General features: G+C 36.9%; 12 protein-coding genes, 2 pseudogenes and 1 riboswitch. Of the genes and pseudogenes, 7 read left to right on the top strand and 7 right to left on the bottom strand.

The features are described 5' to 3' along the window. The first annotated feature begins 9 nt into the window (after positions 1-9). From rplK to rpoC, 6 genes and pseudogenes are all read left to right on the top strand, one after another. Positions 10-453: a 50S ribosomal protein L11 gene (gene rplK, locus IPM92_07595; GenBank protein ID MBK9108238.1), complete on the top strand. Its 444-nt coding sequence runs from the start codon at positions 10-12 to the stop codon at positions 451-453. Between the two features lie 66 nt (positions 454-519). Beyond that, positions 520-1,212 carry a 50S ribosomal protein L1 gene (locus IPM92_07590; GenBank protein MBK9108237.1) on the top strand — a complete coding sequence of 231 codons (693 nt, stop codon included), beginning with the start codon at positions 520-522 and terminating at the stop codon, positions 1,210-1,212. Positions 1,213-1,238: 26 nt separating this feature from the next. Then, positions 1,239-1,766, top strand: a complete 528-nt coding sequence (locus IPM92_07585) for a 50S ribosomal protein L10 (GenBank protein ID MBK9108236.1) — start codon at positions 1,239-1,241, stop codon at positions 1,764-1,766. Positions 1,767-1,836: 70 nt separating this feature from the next. Beyond that, on the top strand, positions 1,837-2,214 hold the full coding sequence (rplL, locus tag IPM92_07580) for a 50S ribosomal protein L7/L12 (GenBank protein MBK9108235.1): 378 nt from the start codon (positions 1,837-1,839) through the stop codon (positions 2,212-2,214). A 143-nt stretch (positions 2,215-2,357) separates the two neighbouring features. Next, positions 2,358-6,177, top strand: a pseudogene (rpoB, locus tag IPM92_07575) (DNA-directed RNA polymerase subunit beta). Positions 6,178-6,197: 20 nt separating this feature from the next. Next, positions 6,198-10,457, top strand: coding sequence for a DNA-directed RNA polymerase subunit beta' (rpoC, locus tag IPM92_07570; GenBank protein ID MBK9108234.1), 4,260 nt, complete (start codon positions 6,198-6,200; stop codon positions 10,455-10,457). 35 nt (positions 10,458-10,492) lie between these two features. On the opposite strand, the gene IPM92_07565 is transcribed toward rpoC, so the two are convergent. From IPM92_07565 to IPM92_07535, 7 genes and pseudogenes are all read right to left on the bottom strand, one after another. After that, entirely contained in the window at positions 10,493-11,083 is a 591-nt protein-coding gene (locus IPM92_07565; protein ID MBK9108233.1) for a riboflavin synthase, read from the bottom strand. A gap of 8 nt (positions 11,084-11,091) precedes the next feature. Continuing rightward, positions 11,092-13,803, bottom strand: coding sequence for a gliding motility-associated C-terminal domain-containing protein (locus tag IPM92_07560; GenBank protein ID MBK9108232.1), 2,712 nt, complete (start codon positions 13,801-13,803; stop codon positions 11,092-11,094). Then, positions 13,790-14,695 carry a dTDP-4-dehydrorhamnose reductase gene (gene rfbD / locus IPM92_07555; GenBank protein ID MBK9108231.1) on the bottom strand — a complete coding sequence of 302 codons (906 nt, stop codon included), beginning with the start codon at positions 14,693-14,695 and terminating at the stop codon, positions 13,790-13,792. Before rfbD ends, IPM92_07560 begins: the two co-directional genes overlap by 14 nt. Then, entirely contained in the window at positions 14,685-15,242 is a 558-nt protein-coding gene (gene rfbC / locus IPM92_07550) for a dTDP-4-dehydrorhamnose 3,5-epimerase (protein MBK9108230.1), read from the bottom strand. The genes rfbD and rfbC overlap by 11 nt, the downstream gene beginning before the upstream one ends. Next, positions 15,239-16,541: pseudogene (der, locus tag IPM92_07545) on the bottom strand (ribosome biogenesis GTPase Der). Before der ends, rfbC begins: the two are co-directional and overlap by 4 nt. Next, on the bottom strand, positions 16,538-17,440 hold the full coding sequence (gene era, locus IPM92_07540) for a GTPase Era (GenBank protein MBK9108229.1): 903 nt from the start codon (positions 17,438-17,440) through the stop codon (positions 16,538-16,540). Before era ends, der begins: the two are co-directional and overlap by 4 nt. 1 nt (position 17,441) lies before the next feature. After that, positions 17,442-17,999, bottom strand: coding sequence for a hypothetical protein (locus IPM92_07535; protein ID MBK9108228.1), 558 nt, complete (start codon positions 17,997-17,999; stop codon positions 17,442-17,444). A gap of 31 nt (positions 18,000-18,030) precedes the next feature. Here IPM92_07535 and IPM92_07530 point away from each other — a divergent pair, with 31 nt between their 5' ends. Continuing rightward, positions 18,031-18,552 (top strand): ATP-binding protein, encoded by a 522-nt coding sequence (locus tag IPM92_07530; GenBank protein MBK9108227.1) that lies wholly within the window; start codon positions 18,031-18,033, stop codon positions 18,550-18,552. Between the two features lie 5 nt (positions 18,553-18,557). Beyond that, positions 18,558-18,657: riboswitch (TPP riboswitch) on the top strand. Positions 18,658-18,685 lie beyond the last annotated feature (28 nt).

Raw genomic sequence — 18,685 nt, 5'->3', positions numbered from 1 at the left:
TTAAGGATTATGGCAAAGGATATTGAAGGTTATATAAAATTACAGGTTAAAGGTGGACAAGCAAACCCTGCACCGCCTGTAGGTCCGGCATTAGGTTCGAAAGGTATTAATATCATGGAGTTTTGTAAGCGATTTAACGCAAAAACGCAAGACCAACCTGGAAAATTATTACCTGTGTTAATTACCCTTTTTAAGGATAAATCCTTTGATTTTGTAGTAAAAACACCTCCTGCAGCAGTGCAGTTGATTGAAGCTTCAAAAATAAAAGGGGGTTCTCCTGAACCGAACCGCAAGAAAGTAGGTTCTGTAAGCTGGGAACAAGTGGAAACGATTGCGAAAGATAAAATGCCCGACTTAAATGCATTTACGCTGGAATCTGCTATGAAGATGGTAGCCGGAACTGCTAGAAGTATGGGTTTGACCGTTTCCGGGGATGCCCCATGGTCTAAGTAAATAATTTTTTATAATAAGGGAGTTTCGCATAAACAACGAAACGTTGGTACCTAAAAATTTTAAAGTATGGCAGATCTTACCAAAAAAAGAAAAGCAGTAAATGAAAAAGTAGATCCAAAGAAAATGTATAATTTGGATGATGCTTGTGGTCTTGTAAAAGTTGTGAACACCACTAAATTCGATGCTTCGGTTGACTTACACATTCGCTTGGGAGTAGATCCTAGAAAACCAGACCAGGCTATTCGTGGAACTGTTACTTTGCCGAATGGAACTGGAAAAACAAAAAGAGTTTTAGTGCTTTGTACACCCGAAAAAGAAGCCGAAGCGAAGGCAGCTGGAGCAGACCATGTAGGACTTGATGAGTATATCCAAAAAATTGCCGGAGGTTGGTCAGATATCGATATCATCATAGCAATGCCAACCGTAATGGCCCAGTTGGGTAAAGTGGGTAAGATATTAGGTCCTCGGGGACTGATGCCTAACCCTAAAACAGGTACCGTTACAATGGATCTTGCAGGTGCCATTAATGATGTGAAGGGCGGAAAAATTGCATTTAGAGTTGATAAATTTGGAATCATACATGCATCTATAGGCAGAGTCTCATTCACTGCTGAAAAACTTAAAGAAAATAGTATGGAGTTGATTCATGCAATCAATAAGCTAAAACCTTCTTCAGCTAAAGGAGCTTATTTTAAATCTATTTCTATGGCATCAACGATGAGTCCGGGTATTAAATTGGATCCTAAAGTGGCTCATTAATTTTTCTCGCTTTCAAATTTAAAGACATGACTAAACAAGATAAATCAAACGCAATTCAGGAATTAAAAGAACGCTTTTCAAAAGCACAATTTTTTTATGTTACCGATTCATCGACTTTAACGGTCGAACAAGTGAATAAACTTCGCAGAAAATGCTTTGAACAAGGTATAGAAATGAAAGTTGTAAAAAATACACTTGCCGTAAAAGCATTACAAAGTTTAGAAAACGAAGGATACGCAGAAATCTATAGTGCTTTCGAGGGTCCTTCATCTTTGATGTTTACGGATAATCCTTCTGCTCCTGCACGCCTGATCAAAGCATTTCGCGAACACGCTGACAGGCCTTTGATAAAAGCAGCTTATATAGATAGCGCAATATTTAGTGGCGATGACCAACTGGATGTTTTGGTTGCATTAAAATCGAAAGACGAGTTGGTAGGTGATATTATCATGCTGTTACAATCTCCAGCAAAGAATGTGATTGGAGCATTGAAGAGCGGTGGACAAACTATTGCTGGTATTTTAAAAACGCTCGAAGAAAGAGCAAGTGCCTAATCGCACAATTATAAATTTGGCTTCCAAGTATTAAACGCATAAAATTATTAACAACGAAAACAATTAAAACATGGTAGATGTAAATGCTTTAGCAGATCAGCTGGTAAATCTTACGATCAAGGAAGTAACTGAGTTAGCTTCTGTGCTAAAAGATAAGTACGGAATTGAACCCGCAGCGGCAGCAGTAGCTGTAGCAGCAGGTCCTGCAGGTGGCGGAGCCCCGGCAGTAGCAGAAAAAACAGAATTCGACGTAGTCTTGATTTCTGGTGGCGCAAACAAATTGAACGTCATTAAGGAAGTAAAGAATTTGTTGAACCTTGGTCTAAAAGAGGCTAAAGACCTCGTAGATGGAGCTCCTTCTGCATTGAAGCAAGGTGTGTCTAAAGAAGAAGCAAATTCTTTGAAAGATACACTCACAGCAGCAGGTGCAGAAATCGAAGTAAAATAATTTTACATTGATTGATCATCGTACACCTTTGAAAGAAAAAGGTATACATAAAACGTATGGCCCGGGTTATAAGGAAAATTTATGACCCAGGCCATATATTATTTATTGGTAAGGTTCTGGAATTTTAAATAAATTAAACCATAATGGCTTCAGTCGAAACCAAATCACAATTGAGAACGCGGCATAATTTCGGAAGAGCAGTTTTACAAGTGCCATATCCGGATTTTCTTGAAATTCAAATTAAATCCTTTAAAGAGTTTTTTCAGTTGGAAACTACTCCGGATAAAAGGATCAATGAAGGTCTCTTTAAAGTTTTTAAAGAGAATTTTCCAATTTCTGATGCCAGAAACATTTTCGTACTCGAATTTTTAGATTACTATGTCGATCCTCCTCGCTATTCCATTGATGAATGCGGGCAAAGAGGATTGACGTTTTCAGTTCCACTAAAAGCCCGATTGCGCCTTTCATGTAATGATGAGGAGCACGTAGATTTTAAAACCATTGAGCAGGATGTATTTCTTGGAAATATTCCTTACATGACCCCAAAAGGTACTTTTGTAATCAATGGAGCTGAAAGGGTAGTTGTGTCTCAATTACATCGTTCTCCTGGCGTATTTTATAGCCAAACTTACCACCCCAATGGTACTAAAATATTTTCAGCCAGGGTCATTCCATTTAAGGGTGCTTGGATGGAATTTGCTACAGACATTAATCTTGTCATGTATGCTTACATCGATCGAAAAAAGAAATTTCCTGTAACTACCTTGTTAAGGGCGATTGGTTATACTTCAGATAAAGACATTCTGAAATTATTTAACCTTTCTGAAGAGATCAAATCTACACAGAAAGATCTCAAAAAAAGCCATCGGTAGAAAATTAGCGGCAAGAGTTTTAAGGAGATGGACCGAAGATTTTGTTGACGAGGATACTGGTGAATTGGTAACTGTTGAAAGAAATGAAATTATTCTTGAAAGAGATACCATTCTCGATGAAGAAAATGTAAAATTGATCGCAGATGCCAATGTAGATACTATCATCCTTCAAAGAGAGGATATTACTGAAGATTATTCGATCATTTATAACACTTTGCAAAAGGATCCTTCCAGTTCTGAAATGGAAGCCGTTATCCATATTTATCGCCAATTACGTGGTTCAGATCCACCAGATGACGACACAGCCCGGGGCATCATTGATAAATTATTCTTCTCCGATAAGAGGTATAATCTTGGAGATGTTGGGCGTTATAAAATTAATAAAAAACTAAATCTAAATACTTCTGACGAAACTTTGGTCTTGACCAAGGAAGACATCACTGAGATCGTGAAATATCTCATTTCTTTGATCAATCAGAAGGCTGAACTTGACGATATTGATCACTTGAGCAACAGACGCGTCCGCACAGTTGGTGAACAGTTGTATGCTCAATTCGGCGTTGGACTTGCACGTATGGCAAGAACCATCAGAGAGCGCATGAATGTAAGAGACAATGAGGTTTTTACACCAATTGACCTGATCAATGCACGAACACTTTCATCAGTTATTAATTCATTTTTCGGTACGAGTCAGTTATCGCAGTTTTTGGATCAAACCAATCCACTTTCTGAGATTACACATAAGCGAAGAATTTCAGCTCTAGGGCCTGGGGGTTTATCCAGGGAACGCGCCGGTTTTGAGGTGCGAGATGTTCACTATTCGCATTACGGTCGTTTGTGTACAATTGAAACTCCTGAAGGTCCTAATATCGGATTGATTTCTACACTTTGTGTACATGCGAAAATCAACAGTATGGGATTTTTGGAAACACCCTATTGGAAAATAGATTCCGGAAAGGTGAGTGTGAAAAATGGGATCCAATATTTGTCAGCAGAAGAAGAGGATTATGCTCGAATTGCACAGGCCAATGTTCCTGTCGACAAAAAGGGTGAATTCCAAATTGCTAAAGTAAAAGGTCGTGAACACGGGGAATTTCCGGTATTAGATAAGGAAGATTTGCATTTCATGGATGTTGCTCCCAATCAGATTGTTGGAGTATCCGCATCCTTGATTCCTTTTCTCGAAAACGATGATGCTAACCGTGCTTTGATGGGTTCAAACATGCAACGTCAGGCGGTTCCATTGATCAGACCTCATGCGCCAATTGTAGGTACTGGTCTGGAAGCAAAAGTTGCTCACGATTCACGCATGTTGATAACTGCAGAAGGTGATGGGGTCGTTGAATACGCTGACGCAAACAAAATTGTAATCAAGTACGATCGCAATGCTGAAGATAATTTAATTTCTTTTGAAGATAGTTTTAAAGAGTACCATCTTACAAAATTTGCACGTACCAACCAGGCTACCTGTATCAATTTAAAACCATTGGTTAAAAAAGGCGAACGCGTAGCGCTTGGTACTATTCTTTCTGATGGTTATGCTACTGAAAATGGGGAATTGGCATTAGGCCAAAATCTACAGGTTGCTTTTATGCCTTGGAAAGGTTACAATTTTGAAGATGCTATTGTAATTTCTGAGCGCGTTATTCAAGAAGATATTTTTACTTCCATCCACATCGAAAGTTTTGAATTGGAAGTACGAGATACCAAGTTAGGGGAGGAAGAATTGACAAATGATATACCGAATGTAAGCGAAGAAGCTACAAAAGATCTGGATGAGAATGGTATTATTCGCATAGGAGCAAATGCTGAAGAGGGTGATATATTAATTGGAAAAATTACCCCAAAAGGAGAAACTGATCCTACCCCTGAAGAAAAATTGTTAAGAGCAATTTTTGGGGATAAAGCAGGAGATGTAAAAGATGCTTCCTTAAAAGTTCCGCCATCTGTTGAAGGTGTGGTTATTGACAAACAACTTTATGCACGCGCCAAAAAAGATAAGTTTCAAAAAGTTCAGGAAAAAGATTTGTTGACTCGTCTAGATGACAAACATGACATTATTCTGAATGAATTAAAAACAGTATTGATTGACAAATTATTGAAAATAGTTAAAGATCAACTATCATCTGGTGTGAAAAGCATTTATGGAGAAGAGCTTATTCCAAAAGGTAGTAAATACACAAATCCACTTTTGAAAAAATTAGATTTTACAAAAGTTGATTATTTTAATTGGACTAAAGAGACTGAAAAAAATGAGTTGGTAAGTAAATTACTCCATAACTACAACATTAAAGTTAATGAGGAAGTTGGTAAGTATAAACGCGAAAAATTCAACATTAGCATTGGAGATGAATTGCCAGCAGGTGTTTTGAAATTGGCAAAAGTATATATTGCCAAAAAACGAAAATTAAAAGTCGGAGATAAGTTGGCAGGAAGACACGGTAACAAAGGTATCGTTTCCAAAATCGTTAGGGTCGAAGATATGCCTTTCCTTGAGGACGGTAGTCCTGTAGATATCGTGTTGAATCCATTAGGGGTTCCATCAAGGATGAATCTTGGACAGATTTTTGAAACAGTATTGGGCTGGGCCGGTAAAAAAATGGGACTGCATTATGCAACACCCATTTTTGATGGAGCTACCATCCATGATATTGAAGAGCAAATTAGAATTGCTGATTTACCACAATACGGACAGACCTATTTGACGGATGGCGAAACAGGTGATCGATTCCATCAACAGGCCACCGTGGGAGTTATTTATATGTTGAAATTATCTCACATGGTTGATGATAAAATGCACGCAAGGTCCATTGGTCCATATTCTTTGATTACGCAGCAACCATTAGGAGGTAAAGCTCAGTTCGGAGGTCAGCGTTTTGGAGAGATGGAGGTTTGGGCATTGGAAGCATTTGGTGCAGCAAATATTCTAAGAGAATTGTTGACCATCAAGTCAGATGATATTATTGGTCGTGCTAAAACTTATGAAGCAATCGTCAAAGGTGATAATCTTCCGGAACCCAATATTCCTGAATCATTTAACGTATTGATTCATGAATTAAGAGGACTTTGCCTGGATGTTAAATTTGAATAATTTCCTTAATAATCTGAAATATGAACTTTAAAAATAGAACTATAAAGCAAGATCAGGAATTTGATAAAATTACTATTAGCCTAAGTTCTCCAGATGATATTTTGGAGCGCTCATTTGGCGAAGTACTCAAACCTGAAACGATCAATTACCGGTCATACAAACCTGAACGAGACGGATTGTTTTGTGAACGCATTTTTGGTCCTGTCAAAGATTACGAATGTTATTGTGGAAAATACAAGCGCATTCGTTATCGTGGAATTGTTTGCGACAGATGTGGTGTTGAAGTTACAGAAAAGAAAGTGCGCCGCGAACGGATGGGTCATATTAAACTTGTAGTACCGGTAGTTCATATCTGGTTCTTTAAGAGCTTACCTAATAAAATAGGTTATCTGCTTGGCTTATCTTCTAAAAAGTTAGAGTCTATCATTTATTATGAACGATTTGTAGTAATTCAACCAGGTATTGCAGCTTCAAATGGTTCTAGCTATCTTGATTTAATTACAGAAGAAGAATATCTTGATATCCTCGAGGCTTTGCCAAAAGAAAACCAATTATTGGATGATAAGGATCCCAATAAGTTTGTTGCTAAAATGGGCGCTGAAGCGGTGTTTGATCTTTTAACCCGTCTTACTTTAGATGACCTTTCATTTGAGTTAAGGCATCAGGCATCTAATGAATCTTCTCAACAAAGAAAATCCGAAGCGCTAAAAAGGCTTCGCGTTGCAGAAGCTTTTCGGGAAGGTTTAAATTCAAAAAACAATAAACCGGAATGGATGATAATCCAATATCTTCCGGTTATTCCGCCCGAATTGAGGCCATTGGTTCCACTGGATGGTGGCAGGTTCGCAAGTTCAGATTTAAATGATTTGTATCGCCGGGTCATCATTCGAAATAATCGTTTGAAGAGATTGTTGGAGATTAAAGCTCCTGAAGTTATTTTGAGAAATGAAAAAAGAATGCTTCAGGAAGCAGTAGACTCATTATTCGATAACTCCCGTAAATCAAATGCAGTAAAAGCAGAAGGTGGACGTGCTCTTAAATCATTAAGTGATATTCTCAAAGGAAAACAAGGACGTTTCCGTCAAAACCTACTAGGTAAGCGTGTGGATTATAGTGGTCGTTCGGTAATCGTTGTCGGACCATCCCTTAAATTACATGAGTGTGGGTTGCCGAAAAATATGGCGGCAGAATTGTTCAAGCCGTTTATCATCCGTAAGTTGATTGAAAGAGGTGTCGTTAAGACCGTTAAATCTGCTAAGAAATTAGTAGATCGCAAAGACCCTGTGATTTGGGATATTCTTGAGAATATTCTTCGCGGGCATCCCGTATTATTAAATCGTGCGCCGACACTGCACAGGTTATCTATACAAGCGTTTCAGCCCGTATTGATCGAAGGAAAAGCAATACAATTGCATCCATTGGTGTGCGGAGCGTTTAACGCTGACTTTGATGGTGACCAAATGGCGGTTCACGTGCCTCTTGCCAATGCATCTATTCTTGAAGCGCAGTTATTGATGCTTGCAAGTCATAACATGCTTAACCCACAAGACGGATCACCAGTCACGCTTCCATCTCAGGATATGGTTTTGGGATTGTACTATCTGACCAAAGAACGCATCACTGATGTAGTTAAGAAAGAGCGAGTTTACTATGATAAAGAAGAGGTAATGATCGCTTTTAGTGAAAAAATCATTGATTTGCATGAACCAGTTAGTGTCAGAGCTAGAGTTGAAACAGAAGAGGGAGAAATGGGCTGGAAGGTCATCAAAACTACCGTAGGTAGAGTACTTTTTAATGAGGCTGTTCCTGAGTCTGTTCCGTATGTAAATGAATTATTGACAAAGAAAAATCTCAAGATCATTATTGGTATGATTATACAGCGTACCAATTTTCAGGTTACCGCTAAGTTTTTGGATCATATAAAAGATCTTGGTTTTTATTGGGCATTTAAGGCAGGCCTTTCTTTTAACTTAGGTGATTTAATTACACCTTCTATCAAGCAAAAAACGCTTGATGATGCTCAACGTGAGGTAGATGAAATCTGGGATAGCTATAATATGGGTCTAATTACCAATAACGAGCGTTATAATCAGATCATCGATCGCTGGACTTATGCAGATAACAGGATTACCGATAATCTTATGAAAGAATTGGCTACGCATAAGGGTGGCTTTAATTCGGTTTATATGATGTTGCATTCCGGCGCAAGGGGTTCAAAACAACAGATTAAGCAGTTGTGCGGTTTGAGAGGTTTGATGGCAAAGCCAAGAAAATCAGGTGATACAGGAAGTGCAATTATTGAAAACCCGATCTTATCGAATTTTCAGGATGGGCTAAGCGTTTTGGAATATTTTATTTCTACACACGGTGCTCGAAAAGGTTTGGCTGATACGGCTTTAAAGACAGCAGATGCTGGTTATTTGACGCGTCGTCTTGTCGATGTGGCTCAAGATGTTGTTGTTTCAGAACTGGATTGTAATACTTTGAGAGGGATTGAAACTACAGCTTTGATCGATAATGATAAAGTGATTGAAAACTTATCATCTAGAATAGTTGGCCGATTTACCCTACATGATATTATTCATCCAAATACAGATGAAATTCTTTTATCTGCAGGAGATTATATCAATGACAAGGCAGCTAACTTCATTGAAGAAATAGGTATTGAATCTGTTACTATTCGTTCTGTATTGACTTGTGAGTCAAGAACAGGCGTTTGTAATAAATGTTATGGTAAAAATCTGGCAACAGGCAGAAATGCAGAGGAAGGTGATGCTGTAGGTATTATTGCAGCACAGAGCATCGGTGAACCGGGAACGCAGCTTACACTTCGTACCTTTCACGTGGGTGGTGTTGCAGCAGTATCAAAAGCAGAATCTGAGATTACTACAAAGTTTGATGGTATCGTAGAATATGATGGTTTGAAAGTCTCTTTGTTTATGCAGGAAGGCAACAAAACTACGATTGTATTATCGCGCTCGGGAGAATTGAGAATTCTCGATAATGAATCGAAAAAGATGTTGACGAGTATGCATATTCCTTATGGTTCTACACTTTATGTAAAAGAAGGACAGACTGTTTCAAAAGGTGATTTGATATGTAACTGGGATCCGTTTAATGCATTAATAGTATCTGAATTCCCCGGGATCATTAAATATGATTCTATTGAAGAAGGTATTACTTTCCGCATGGAACGAGATGACCAGACGGGTTACTCGGAAAAGGTAATTATCGAATCTAAGAATAAGAAAAAGATTCCAACTATATCCATTGTTAATGCAGCTGGTGAAGAATTGAAAAACTATTCTCTACCGGTAGGTGCATATATTGCAGTTGATGACAATTCGGAAATCAATTCTGGACAAATCATTGGTAAAATGCCAAGAAATGTAAGTAAGGTTTCGGATATTACCGGTGGTCTGCCACGTGTAACAGAATTGTTTGAGGCAAGAAATCCATCAAATCCGGCCGTAGTTTCAGAAATTGATGGAATTGTTTATTATGGAAAGATTAAGAGAGGAAATCGTGAAATATTTGTAGAAGATGAACGAACCGCTCAACGTCGAAAATATTTAATTGGATTATCAAAGCATATTCTTGTTCAGGAGGGTGATTTTGTGAGAGCCGGTACGCCTTTGTCTGATGGTAATATTGCACCACGCGATATTATGATGATCAAAGGATTGTTTGCAGTGCAATATCATCTTGTAAATGGTGTCCAGGAAGTTTATCGATCACAGGGTATCAATATTAATGATAAACATATAGAAGTGATCGTTCGTCAAATGATGCGTTGGGTACAAATTGAAGATCCGGGTGATACTACTTTGCTGGAAGGCGAACCTGTTGATCGCTGGGATTTTATTGAAGCAAATGACGATATTTTTGATAAAAAAGTTGTTACTGAAGCGGGCGATTCCGGTAAACTTAAACCAGGGCAGTTGATTAATATCCGGCAATTACGCGAAGAAAATTCTTTCTTAAAGAGAAATGATAAAAAATTGGTGGAGGTTCGCGATGCAACGCCTGCAACGGCAAGTCCTTTGTTATTAGGTATTACCAGAGCTTCATTGGGTACAAGTAGTTGGATTTCTGCGGCTTCGTTCCAGGAAACTACCAAAGTCTTAAGTTCTGCAGCAATGGCTGCTAAAAGCGATGACTTGTCTGGACTCAAAGAAAATGTAATCATTGGTAAGAAAATACCAGCAGGTACTGGCTTGAAGAAATTCAAAGATGTGTTTGTCCGGGTAGGTGAGAAGGCCGCTGAAATAAGCGAATAAATAATATTTAAAAGGGCTTTTAAAAAAGCCCTTTTTTATTTGAGGAGATTGTGAGCTCTTAAAATATATTTCCCTAGCATATCAAATTCAATGTTTACGAAGTCTCCTTTTTTAAGAAACTGCAATTGTGTATGCCTCCAGGTATATGGAATGATCGAGACGCAAAATGATTTCTTTTTTAAATTTATTACTGTAAGGCTTACCCCATTTATACAAACAGATCCTTTTGGGATTAAGTAAATTCGATCCTCACTTTCGAGTTTGAATTTCAAGATATAACTGCCTTTCTGGTCTTCTATTTTTAGAAGCTGCGCAGTTGTGTCAATGTGACCACTAACCAGATGTCCGTCAATTATTTGTTCAAATTTTAAGGCGCGCTCTAAATTTATGGCATCACCTGAATTCAACAAATTCAAATTTGTTTTCATTAAAGTCTCGTGGACAGCCGTAACAACATGAGTGTTTCTTGTTTTTTTGATGACAGTCATACACACACCATTATGTGCCACACTTTGATCAATTTTGAGCTGATTAGATATCTTAGAACTGATTACAAAATCAATATTTTGCCCATTTTTATTTAATGATTTGAGGGTTCCAATGGTTTCTACAATTCCTGTAAACATAAATCTAATTATTTTTGACCACTTCTTAATTCAATAAAGCCATTCAATTGATTCGTAGGATTTGAATGAACTAAAAGCCCGGAATAATACACCAGACAAGTATAATAATAGGTGCCATCTGAAAGCCTTGAGCCGGATGATGATTTACCGTCCCATAATATATCCGGATTTTCTGTTTGAAATACAAGGTTACCCCAACGATTAAATACTTTAAATTCGACTTTATCTATAAATCTGTAAGGAAAAGGTTTGAATAAATCATTATGCCCATCACTATTGGGTGTAAACGTATTTGGCAAATTATAAATAGGGCAATATTCTATGCAGACTGAATCAACATTTATACATTCATTTCCAGCAAGGTCATAAGTAGTTACGAGATAACATTCCGGAATGCTGTCTAATAGAAAATGTTCATAAGTTTGGGTTTGAACATTTTCAATGGTTTGAATTAGTTTTTGTTGTTTATTGTAGTAAGCATAAATTTTATAACCTATCGCATCATCGGCCTTACATATATCAGGAAATGTCCAACTCAATTTATTTTTTAATTCAAGCCCAGGAGTTTGCAATTCATCATCACAAGGATCTGAAACCATCAATTTTGGACAACATGGCGGAATATTATCTATCGCAGTTGCACAGGAGATATTCGAATGATTTATGAGTGGTTTTTCAAATCTTGAAACCCCATATGCGCCATATCCTTTAATGTAAACGCAATATTCTAATTCATTGGTCAATTTCTGAATTGTAAATGTGTTTAAGTTTGTTGAAGCTATTGAATCAAAGACTAGTGTGTTATTATTAAAAAGAAAAATATCATATTTGTAATTTGTCCAAGGGGTAACTGCATTCCAGTTTAATGTTAAACTGCGATCGCTTCCTTGGGTGCTTAGAAATATCATATCCGCACTATCCGAAAAATGTTCATTTAGTGGAGTTGACAATAATTCAACATAATAAGAATATTGAAGATGAGCTGTATTTAATCGTGTATGGTGAAATATAGTATCGATGATAGAAGAATAGGAGTTATAACTGTGTTCAGAATTCAATATTTTTTCCCACTGATTATTTTTTGTTTTGAAATAGATGCTAGTCTTGTAAGGGGCTTTGAATTTAATGGTATCAAATTCAATTGGACTAGGTTTGGTCCAACGAACAGAAATTTCGCCTAATAGACTGTCAGTTTGTGTTACGTCAACGTTGAGTAAAACTGGTATATTTAATGGCAAACTATTGCAAGTTTCATTAGAGTGTAAACTACTTACGAAATTAATTGGAAATCCTGACTGGCTGGTGGTCGCAAATTCAGCCTGAACCCGATAGCAGTAAAATTTTCCTTCAACAATCGTACTATCCTGGTAATGGTAATTCATACCATCAAAATTATTTACCAAATATGCTATTTGCTTGTAACTAGATGCCTGTAGGCCAGGATTGCAGGTGTCTAAAGGAATATTTGATGATCCCTCTTTTCGCCAGACAGAAAATCCTTTAAAATAATCAGGAAAATGAGTACACGCATAAGGATGGTTCCATTTGATCTTGATTGATTTTGAATCTGCTTCACTTTGAAGGTTTTCAGGTGCAGGTCCGACGACTTTAATACGAAGCGTATGTAGGCTTGAAATTCCAGTGCTATCAAGTATATTATCTGTCGCTTTAATAACAAGTGTATAAAATTCCTTTCTTACCAGAGAACAATCTGTTACCCAGGTCAATTTGGCATTAATTGGGGAAGTTGTATACGATGTTAGAGCCATTAATACCATAGTCGGGCTTGTAAAAAATGGGGCACCACTCACTTCGATTTTAATTTTTGATCCCAGTGAAAGGGTATCAGGATCAGTTACCGTGATTGGTAACTCCAGAATAGTGCCGGCAACAATGCAGGTATCAAATGCAGATGTAATGACAGGAGGTGTATTTTTACTACAATCCTGACGCACAAATATTTGCATATCCCGAATGGTGCTTGCGATGCGAACTCCTTTTCTGTATTCGTGAATAATGAATGCAATATTATATTCACCAGCTTTTTGCGGGCTAGCCCAAGTAAATGTACCTTTTTGCGAATCCAACATTATTGCATTATTAATGCCCGGATTTATTTGGTTTGGAAAAATATAATTAGGTACTGGCAAATTGTTATCCATTAATGGAACTGAAAATTCAAAACTTAAACTATCTCCATCCGCATCATATGCAGCCGGATTATGCTGAAATACAACGCCTACACATGCAAAATCTATGGGAGCTTGTAGGAGCTGTACAGATCTGTTGGGTGATTGAAACTGCAAATTCAGGAGACTAACAGTTGTTTGTATATAAAAGGGTATATTGACACTATTTGGTGGATCAATATTTAAAATATTGTCTACGCGGTTAGGATCCATTACGCTTATTTTGTACGTACTCCTTCCCGGATAGTTGTGCGTTGCAATGTAGTAATTTCTCTTGGTATTGTTCGAAAGTAATTCGCCTGATCCATTGGATCTTAACACGGTACTAGAGCTCCCATCGCCCCAATTTATAATCAAACTATCCCGATCAGCTGCGGTGCTGCTGGCTTTTGTATAAGTAGTGATCGTCGCTTGGATGCTAAAATCTGATAATTGAATAAAACTTATTTCACCTGCCCGATTATGAGTGGCTTCAAGATTTAGCGTACAGCAGCTAATGACAACTAATGCAATAAACTTATACATTTTCATGTGCACGGTCTTTATTATTGGGCAAAATCCTATCCAAGCATTCATGTAAAGCTACTTTCCAGGTGGGTATATTAAATTCAAATTGTTGCTGAATACGCGAACAATCGAGTCCACTATAGCTTGGCCTTGGTGCAGCAGCTCCAAAATCATTCGTGCTAATCTTTTCAAGCTCCACATTTATTTGACTATATTTAAAAATTTCAATTGCAAACTCATACCAGGTACAGGTACCTTGGTTTGAATAATGAAAAACCCTATTCTTAAGATCTAACGTTTTTCCTGCAGTTTGTGTTATCATTTTTAAGAGTGCATGAGCCAAATGCCGCGCGTATGTTGGACTTCCCGTTTGGTCATTTACTACTTTAATTTTGCTACTTTTTTGTCCTAAATGCAACATTGTTTTAACAAAATTATGTCCATAACTGCTGTACAACCAAGATGTTCTTATGATAAGACATTCTGGCAAAATATCAAGTATCAAATCCTCTCCCAGGCTTTTTGATTTAGCATAGACGCCCTTGGTTGCTTTAGGAGTATCTTCAGTTATAAGTGCAGGTTCATTATTTGAAAAAACGTAATCACTTGAAATGTAAAGCATGCGGGTTTTGTATTTTTTACAAATTCCTGCAATAAATTGAGGTGCATAGGCATTCAATTGAAAACAAATTTCTGAATTTACTTCAGCAAGATCAACTTTTGTATAGGCTGCTGTATGGATGAGATAATCTGCTTTTTCTATTTCCAGAATTCTTTGAGAATGGATTTCTGAATTGATGTCCCATTCATTTTTTGCGTAAAATTTAATATCTAAATCCGGATACTGGTTTTGAATATCTTGCAACTCTTTTCCCAGTTGCCCATTCGAACCGTTGACTAATATTTTAATGGGCATTTTTGAGATATTCTGACAGCATGGGTAAAGCGAGGTCTTTTGCTGAAATAATTAATTCAGTTTCAGGAATTCCCCATTGAATATTTAATTCAGGATCTAAGGGATGGATCCCACCTTCGCTCGCGGGTGAATAATAGTTGTCGCATTTATAGGAAAAAATAGCGGTTTCACTTAAGACGCAGAAGCCATGTGCAAAACCTCTCGGAATCAATAACTGTTTTTTATTGGATGCTGAAAGAATGATATTATAGTGTCTAAGAAAAGTTTTGCTATCAGGCCTTAAATCAACTACGACATCAATTACTTCCCCATAAACCACCCGGACTAATTTTGCCTGGGCATTGTTACCAAATTGGAAATGCAGGCCTCTTAAAACACCATAAGAAGAATGGGATTCATTATCTTGAACAAAAAAGTATTCGTTTTTATGAATTAAAAATTCCTTTGAATTAAAGGTTTCGCTGAAGTAACCTCTCGCATCAGAAAATACCTGTGGTTCGATAATGACAAGGCCTTGAAATTCTGTATGAGAAAATAAAAATTTCATTTTTCTTTAAATAATAATCGAATAGGTGCACCCGTAAAATTAAAAAGAGCTCGCATTTGATTTTCCAGATAATGTTTATAAGATCCTTTAATTTGCTCGGGGTAATTGGTAAAGAAAGCAAAAGTAGGGTATGGCTTTTTGATCTGAGTAATATATTTTATCTTGATCAAATGATTTCGATACGATGGTGGTGGAATTTTTCCAATGGCTTCCAGCATTTTATCATTGAGCTCAGAAGTTTTTATTTCTCTGCGCAGATTTGTAAATACATCCAATCCTGTTTCCATAGCCTGGTAAATGCGTTGTTTGTCTTTGACAGAAATAAACACAACCGGGACGTCTGAAAAAGGTGCCAGTTTAGACTTTATTTGCAATTCAAACTGTTTCATAGTGTTGGTGTCTTTTTTCAACCAAATCCCATTTGTTTACCAGAACAACCAGTCCTTTGTTTCGTTTGACAACCAGAGAAACCAATTCCATATCCTGAGACTCTATACCTAAACTAGCATCCATCATAAGATAGCAAACATCGCATTCTTCAATAACACGAATAGCTCTGATTACAGAATAAAACTCGAGATCTTCAGAAACTTTTGATTTCTTTCGAATACCGGCTGTATCGACAAGAATAAATTCTTTACCATATTTTTTATAAACTGTATGAATGGGATCTCGGGTAGTGCCTGCTATTTCGGTCACAATATTTCTTTCTTCATCAAGTAATGCATTTAAAAAACTTGATTTGCCAACGTTGGGTTGCCCGATGATGGCGAATTTAGGTAAATCAGTTTCAAGTTTTTCTTCATCTGGAACAAGTTTACTAACTTCATCTAGTAAGTCGCCTGTGCCGCTTCCGGATATTGCGGAAATTGTATACATCTGATCAAATCCAAGGCTCCACATTTCATGTGCCATAAATGCCCTTTCAGGATTATCAACTTTATTGACGACGAGAAAAACTTTTTTAGTTGATTTCCTAAGGATTTGCGCCATGCTTTGATCCAGATCTGTTATTCCAGTTGAAGCATCCGTCATAAATAAAATGCATTGAGCTTCTTCTATCGCCAATTCGACTTGCCTGCGAATTCCTGCTTCAAAAAGATCCGAGCTATTAGGTACAAAACCACCGGTGTCGATCACCGTAAAATTCTTTCCATTCCAATCCGAGACATCGTATATACGGTCTCGTGTAACCCCACTTGTATCGTCGACAATAGATTTTTTACGACCTATAAGTCTATTGAAAAATGTTGATTTACCCACATTGGGTCTTCCTACTATTGCTACTGTGAAACTCATTGAAATATTCCTGATTTTTGTATGAAATTGGAGTTGTCCCTCCATTCTTTTTTTAGCTTAATACTTAAATTTAAATAGATTCTTTGGTCAAGAAAATTTTCGATTTCAATTCTTGATTGAATTCCTAGCTCTTTTAATTTTTGACCGTTTTTCCCAATCATAATTGATACATGGGACGATCTTCCTACATAAATGGTCGCATAAATATGTGCAAGATTTGCTTTTTCATCAACTCCCTTGCAAGAATCTACAACAACAAACACATGGTATGGTATTTCAGCATCGTACAAGAGCAAAATTTGTTCGCGGATCATCTCTGAGATGAAAAATCTGATAGATCTGTCACTTATAAAATCTTCTGTATAATAGGGTGGGTGATCCGGCAATTCATTAAAAACTTGCTCGAGTAAAGTTTCAATACCCGTTCCTTTTAATGCGGAAACTTTATGTATGGCTTTAACCTCGATTGAATAATCATTTAATTGTTTGATATAGATGAGTTCTGCTGTTGGGTGTGCATGATCTGATTTATTGACGCATAAATAAACTGGAATTTTTGAAAACTGGATTGTTTTTAAAAAATCTTCAGGAAGGACCGAAGTAGAGCTGCCATCAACAACTAGTACAAGTACATCAGCATCCTCAATAGCATTGCGGATTTGAATATTCATTGCAACATGAAGGGGATATGATGTTTTTTCAATCCATCCGGGTGTATCTGACAGAATGAGCTGTTTGTTTTCTTGTGAAAGGATGCCCAGAACTCTTTGTCTTGTGGTTTGTGGTTTGTGTGTGACAATCGCAAGTTTTGTCTTCAACAATGCATTGAAGATGGTGGATTTTCCGCTATTGGGAAGACCTACTAAATTTACAAAACCCGCTTTGAAAGTTGTTTCCAATTTAAATTTTATTTTCTATAAATTCCTTTAACGATAAAGGCTCCATTTTTCTCCAATTCAAATCTTGAAATGATTTTCCGTAATGAACGTGAAAATGAATTCCATACTGTTTTAGTTCCGATAATACATGTGATTGTAAGTTCACTAAACAAATATACCCACCTTCATCAGAAATATCTTCCCTCCATTCTTCATAATAGCAATCGTCGGAACCATGAAAATTAAATACATGATCGCACATCAAAATGAATTTGATGACTCCTTTTTTGATTAATAAATCTGCAAGTTTTCTTTTTAAAAACATAATATCGTTATGAATACAATCATTCCACTCACCTATAAGTTCTATAATGCAAAAGCCTTCTTCATAATCTGCATAAATAATTTTTACAAAAAGCGTTTCAGAGCCCATTTCATCCCATAAAGGATGTATGTAATAATTGTATATTTTATTTGTATATCTTAGAGTTTCATAAGTCTTTCCGTAAAATGGAGAATGTACATCATCTGAACTATCGTAAACTTCCTTCCAATGGTAAAAAGGTTCTATATCGTGCATAAATTCTATGTAACAATACGATCGTGCAAAAATGTCTTTTAAAATAGCCATTACAGGACCCGAATCAACTGCCAAATCTACATTGGCAGTACAATTGAGTATGTACTACAAATGTACATTGATTGTGGAATATAGCCGCGAATATCTGCATTCATTTGGGCCTGATTACTCGTCGAATGATATTCTCCAAATGTCTAAAATACATAACAATAAGTTAATGAAATTTGTTTCAAATGAAACCATGCAAATTTGGGATACCGATTTATTGACTTATTACATTTGGTATCGCTATAAATTCAAAATTTGGAATCGTGATTTACAAGACTTATGGCTGTCAAACCCTGCAGATTATTACCTGATTTGTATGCCTGATATTCCATGGTTTTATGATCCATTACGTGAAAATCCTGAGGATCGAGATGCTTTGTTTAAACAGTATTTAAATGTCATTTTTGGGAAGCAATTGAAGTTTGGGATTGTAAGTGGGGTAGGGAATCAAAGGCTTATGAACGCGATTCATTCAATCCAATCTCAGATTAGGAAAATAATGTAACTTTACATTTGATTACGGGGTGCCGCATATGCTAAAAGCCGGCTGAGATCAGACCCGATGAACCTGACAGGGTAATGCCTGACTGGAAAAATTGTGTTTGCCCCATTTTATTTTATGGCTTCAATTCTATTCA

It is taken from the genome of Saprospiraceae bacterium, from assembly GCA_016719615.1.
Lineage (GTDB): Bacteria > Bacteroidota > Bacteroidia > Chitinophagales > Saprospiraceae > Vicinibacter.
Note: the sequence above shows the minus strand (reverse complement) of the source record. Positions and strands in the feature narration are given on the sequence as shown.

Bases quoted from the DNA above. Each gene is read 5' to 3' on its own strand.
- rplK (MBK9108238.1), top strand. From the start codon at position 10: ATGGCAAAGGATATTGAAGGTTATATAAAATTACAGGTTAAAGGTGGA.
- IPM92_07590 (MBK9108237.1), top strand. From the start codon at position 520: ATGGCAGATCTTACCAAAAAAAGAAAAGCAGTAAATGAAAAAGTAGAT.
- IPM92_07585 (MBK9108236.1), top strand. From the start codon at position 1,239: ATGACTAAACAAGATAAATCAAACGCAATTCAGGAATTAAAAGAACGC.
- rplL (MBK9108235.1), top strand. From the start codon at position 1,837: ATGGTAGATGTAAATGCTTTAGCAGATCAGCTGGTAAATCTTACGATC.
- rpoC (MBK9108234.1), top strand. From the start codon at position 6,198: ATGAACTTTAAAAATAGAACTATAAAGCAAGATCAGGAATTTGATAAA.
- IPM92_07565 (MBK9108233.1), bottom strand. From the start codon at position 11,083: ATGTTTACAGGAATTGTAGAAACCATTGGAACCCTCAAATCATTAAAT.
- IPM92_07560 (MBK9108232.1), bottom strand. From the start codon at position 13,803: ATGAAAATGTATAAGTTTATTGCATTAGTTGTCATTAGCTGCTGTACG.
- rfbD (MBK9108231.1), bottom strand. From the start codon at position 14,695: ATGCCCATTAAAATATTAGTCAACGGTTCGAATGGGCAACTGGGAAAA.
- rfbC (MBK9108230.1), bottom strand. From the start codon at position 15,242: ATGAAATTTTTATTTTCTCATACAGAATTTCAAGGCCTTGTCATTATC.
- IPM92_07535 (MBK9108228.1), bottom strand. From the start codon at position 17,999: ATGCACGATATAGAACCTTTTTACCATTGGAAGGAAGTTTACGATAGT.
- IPM92_07530 (MBK9108227.1), top strand. From the start codon at position 18,031: ATGTCTTTTAAAATAGCCATTACAGGACCCGAATCAACTGCCAAATCT.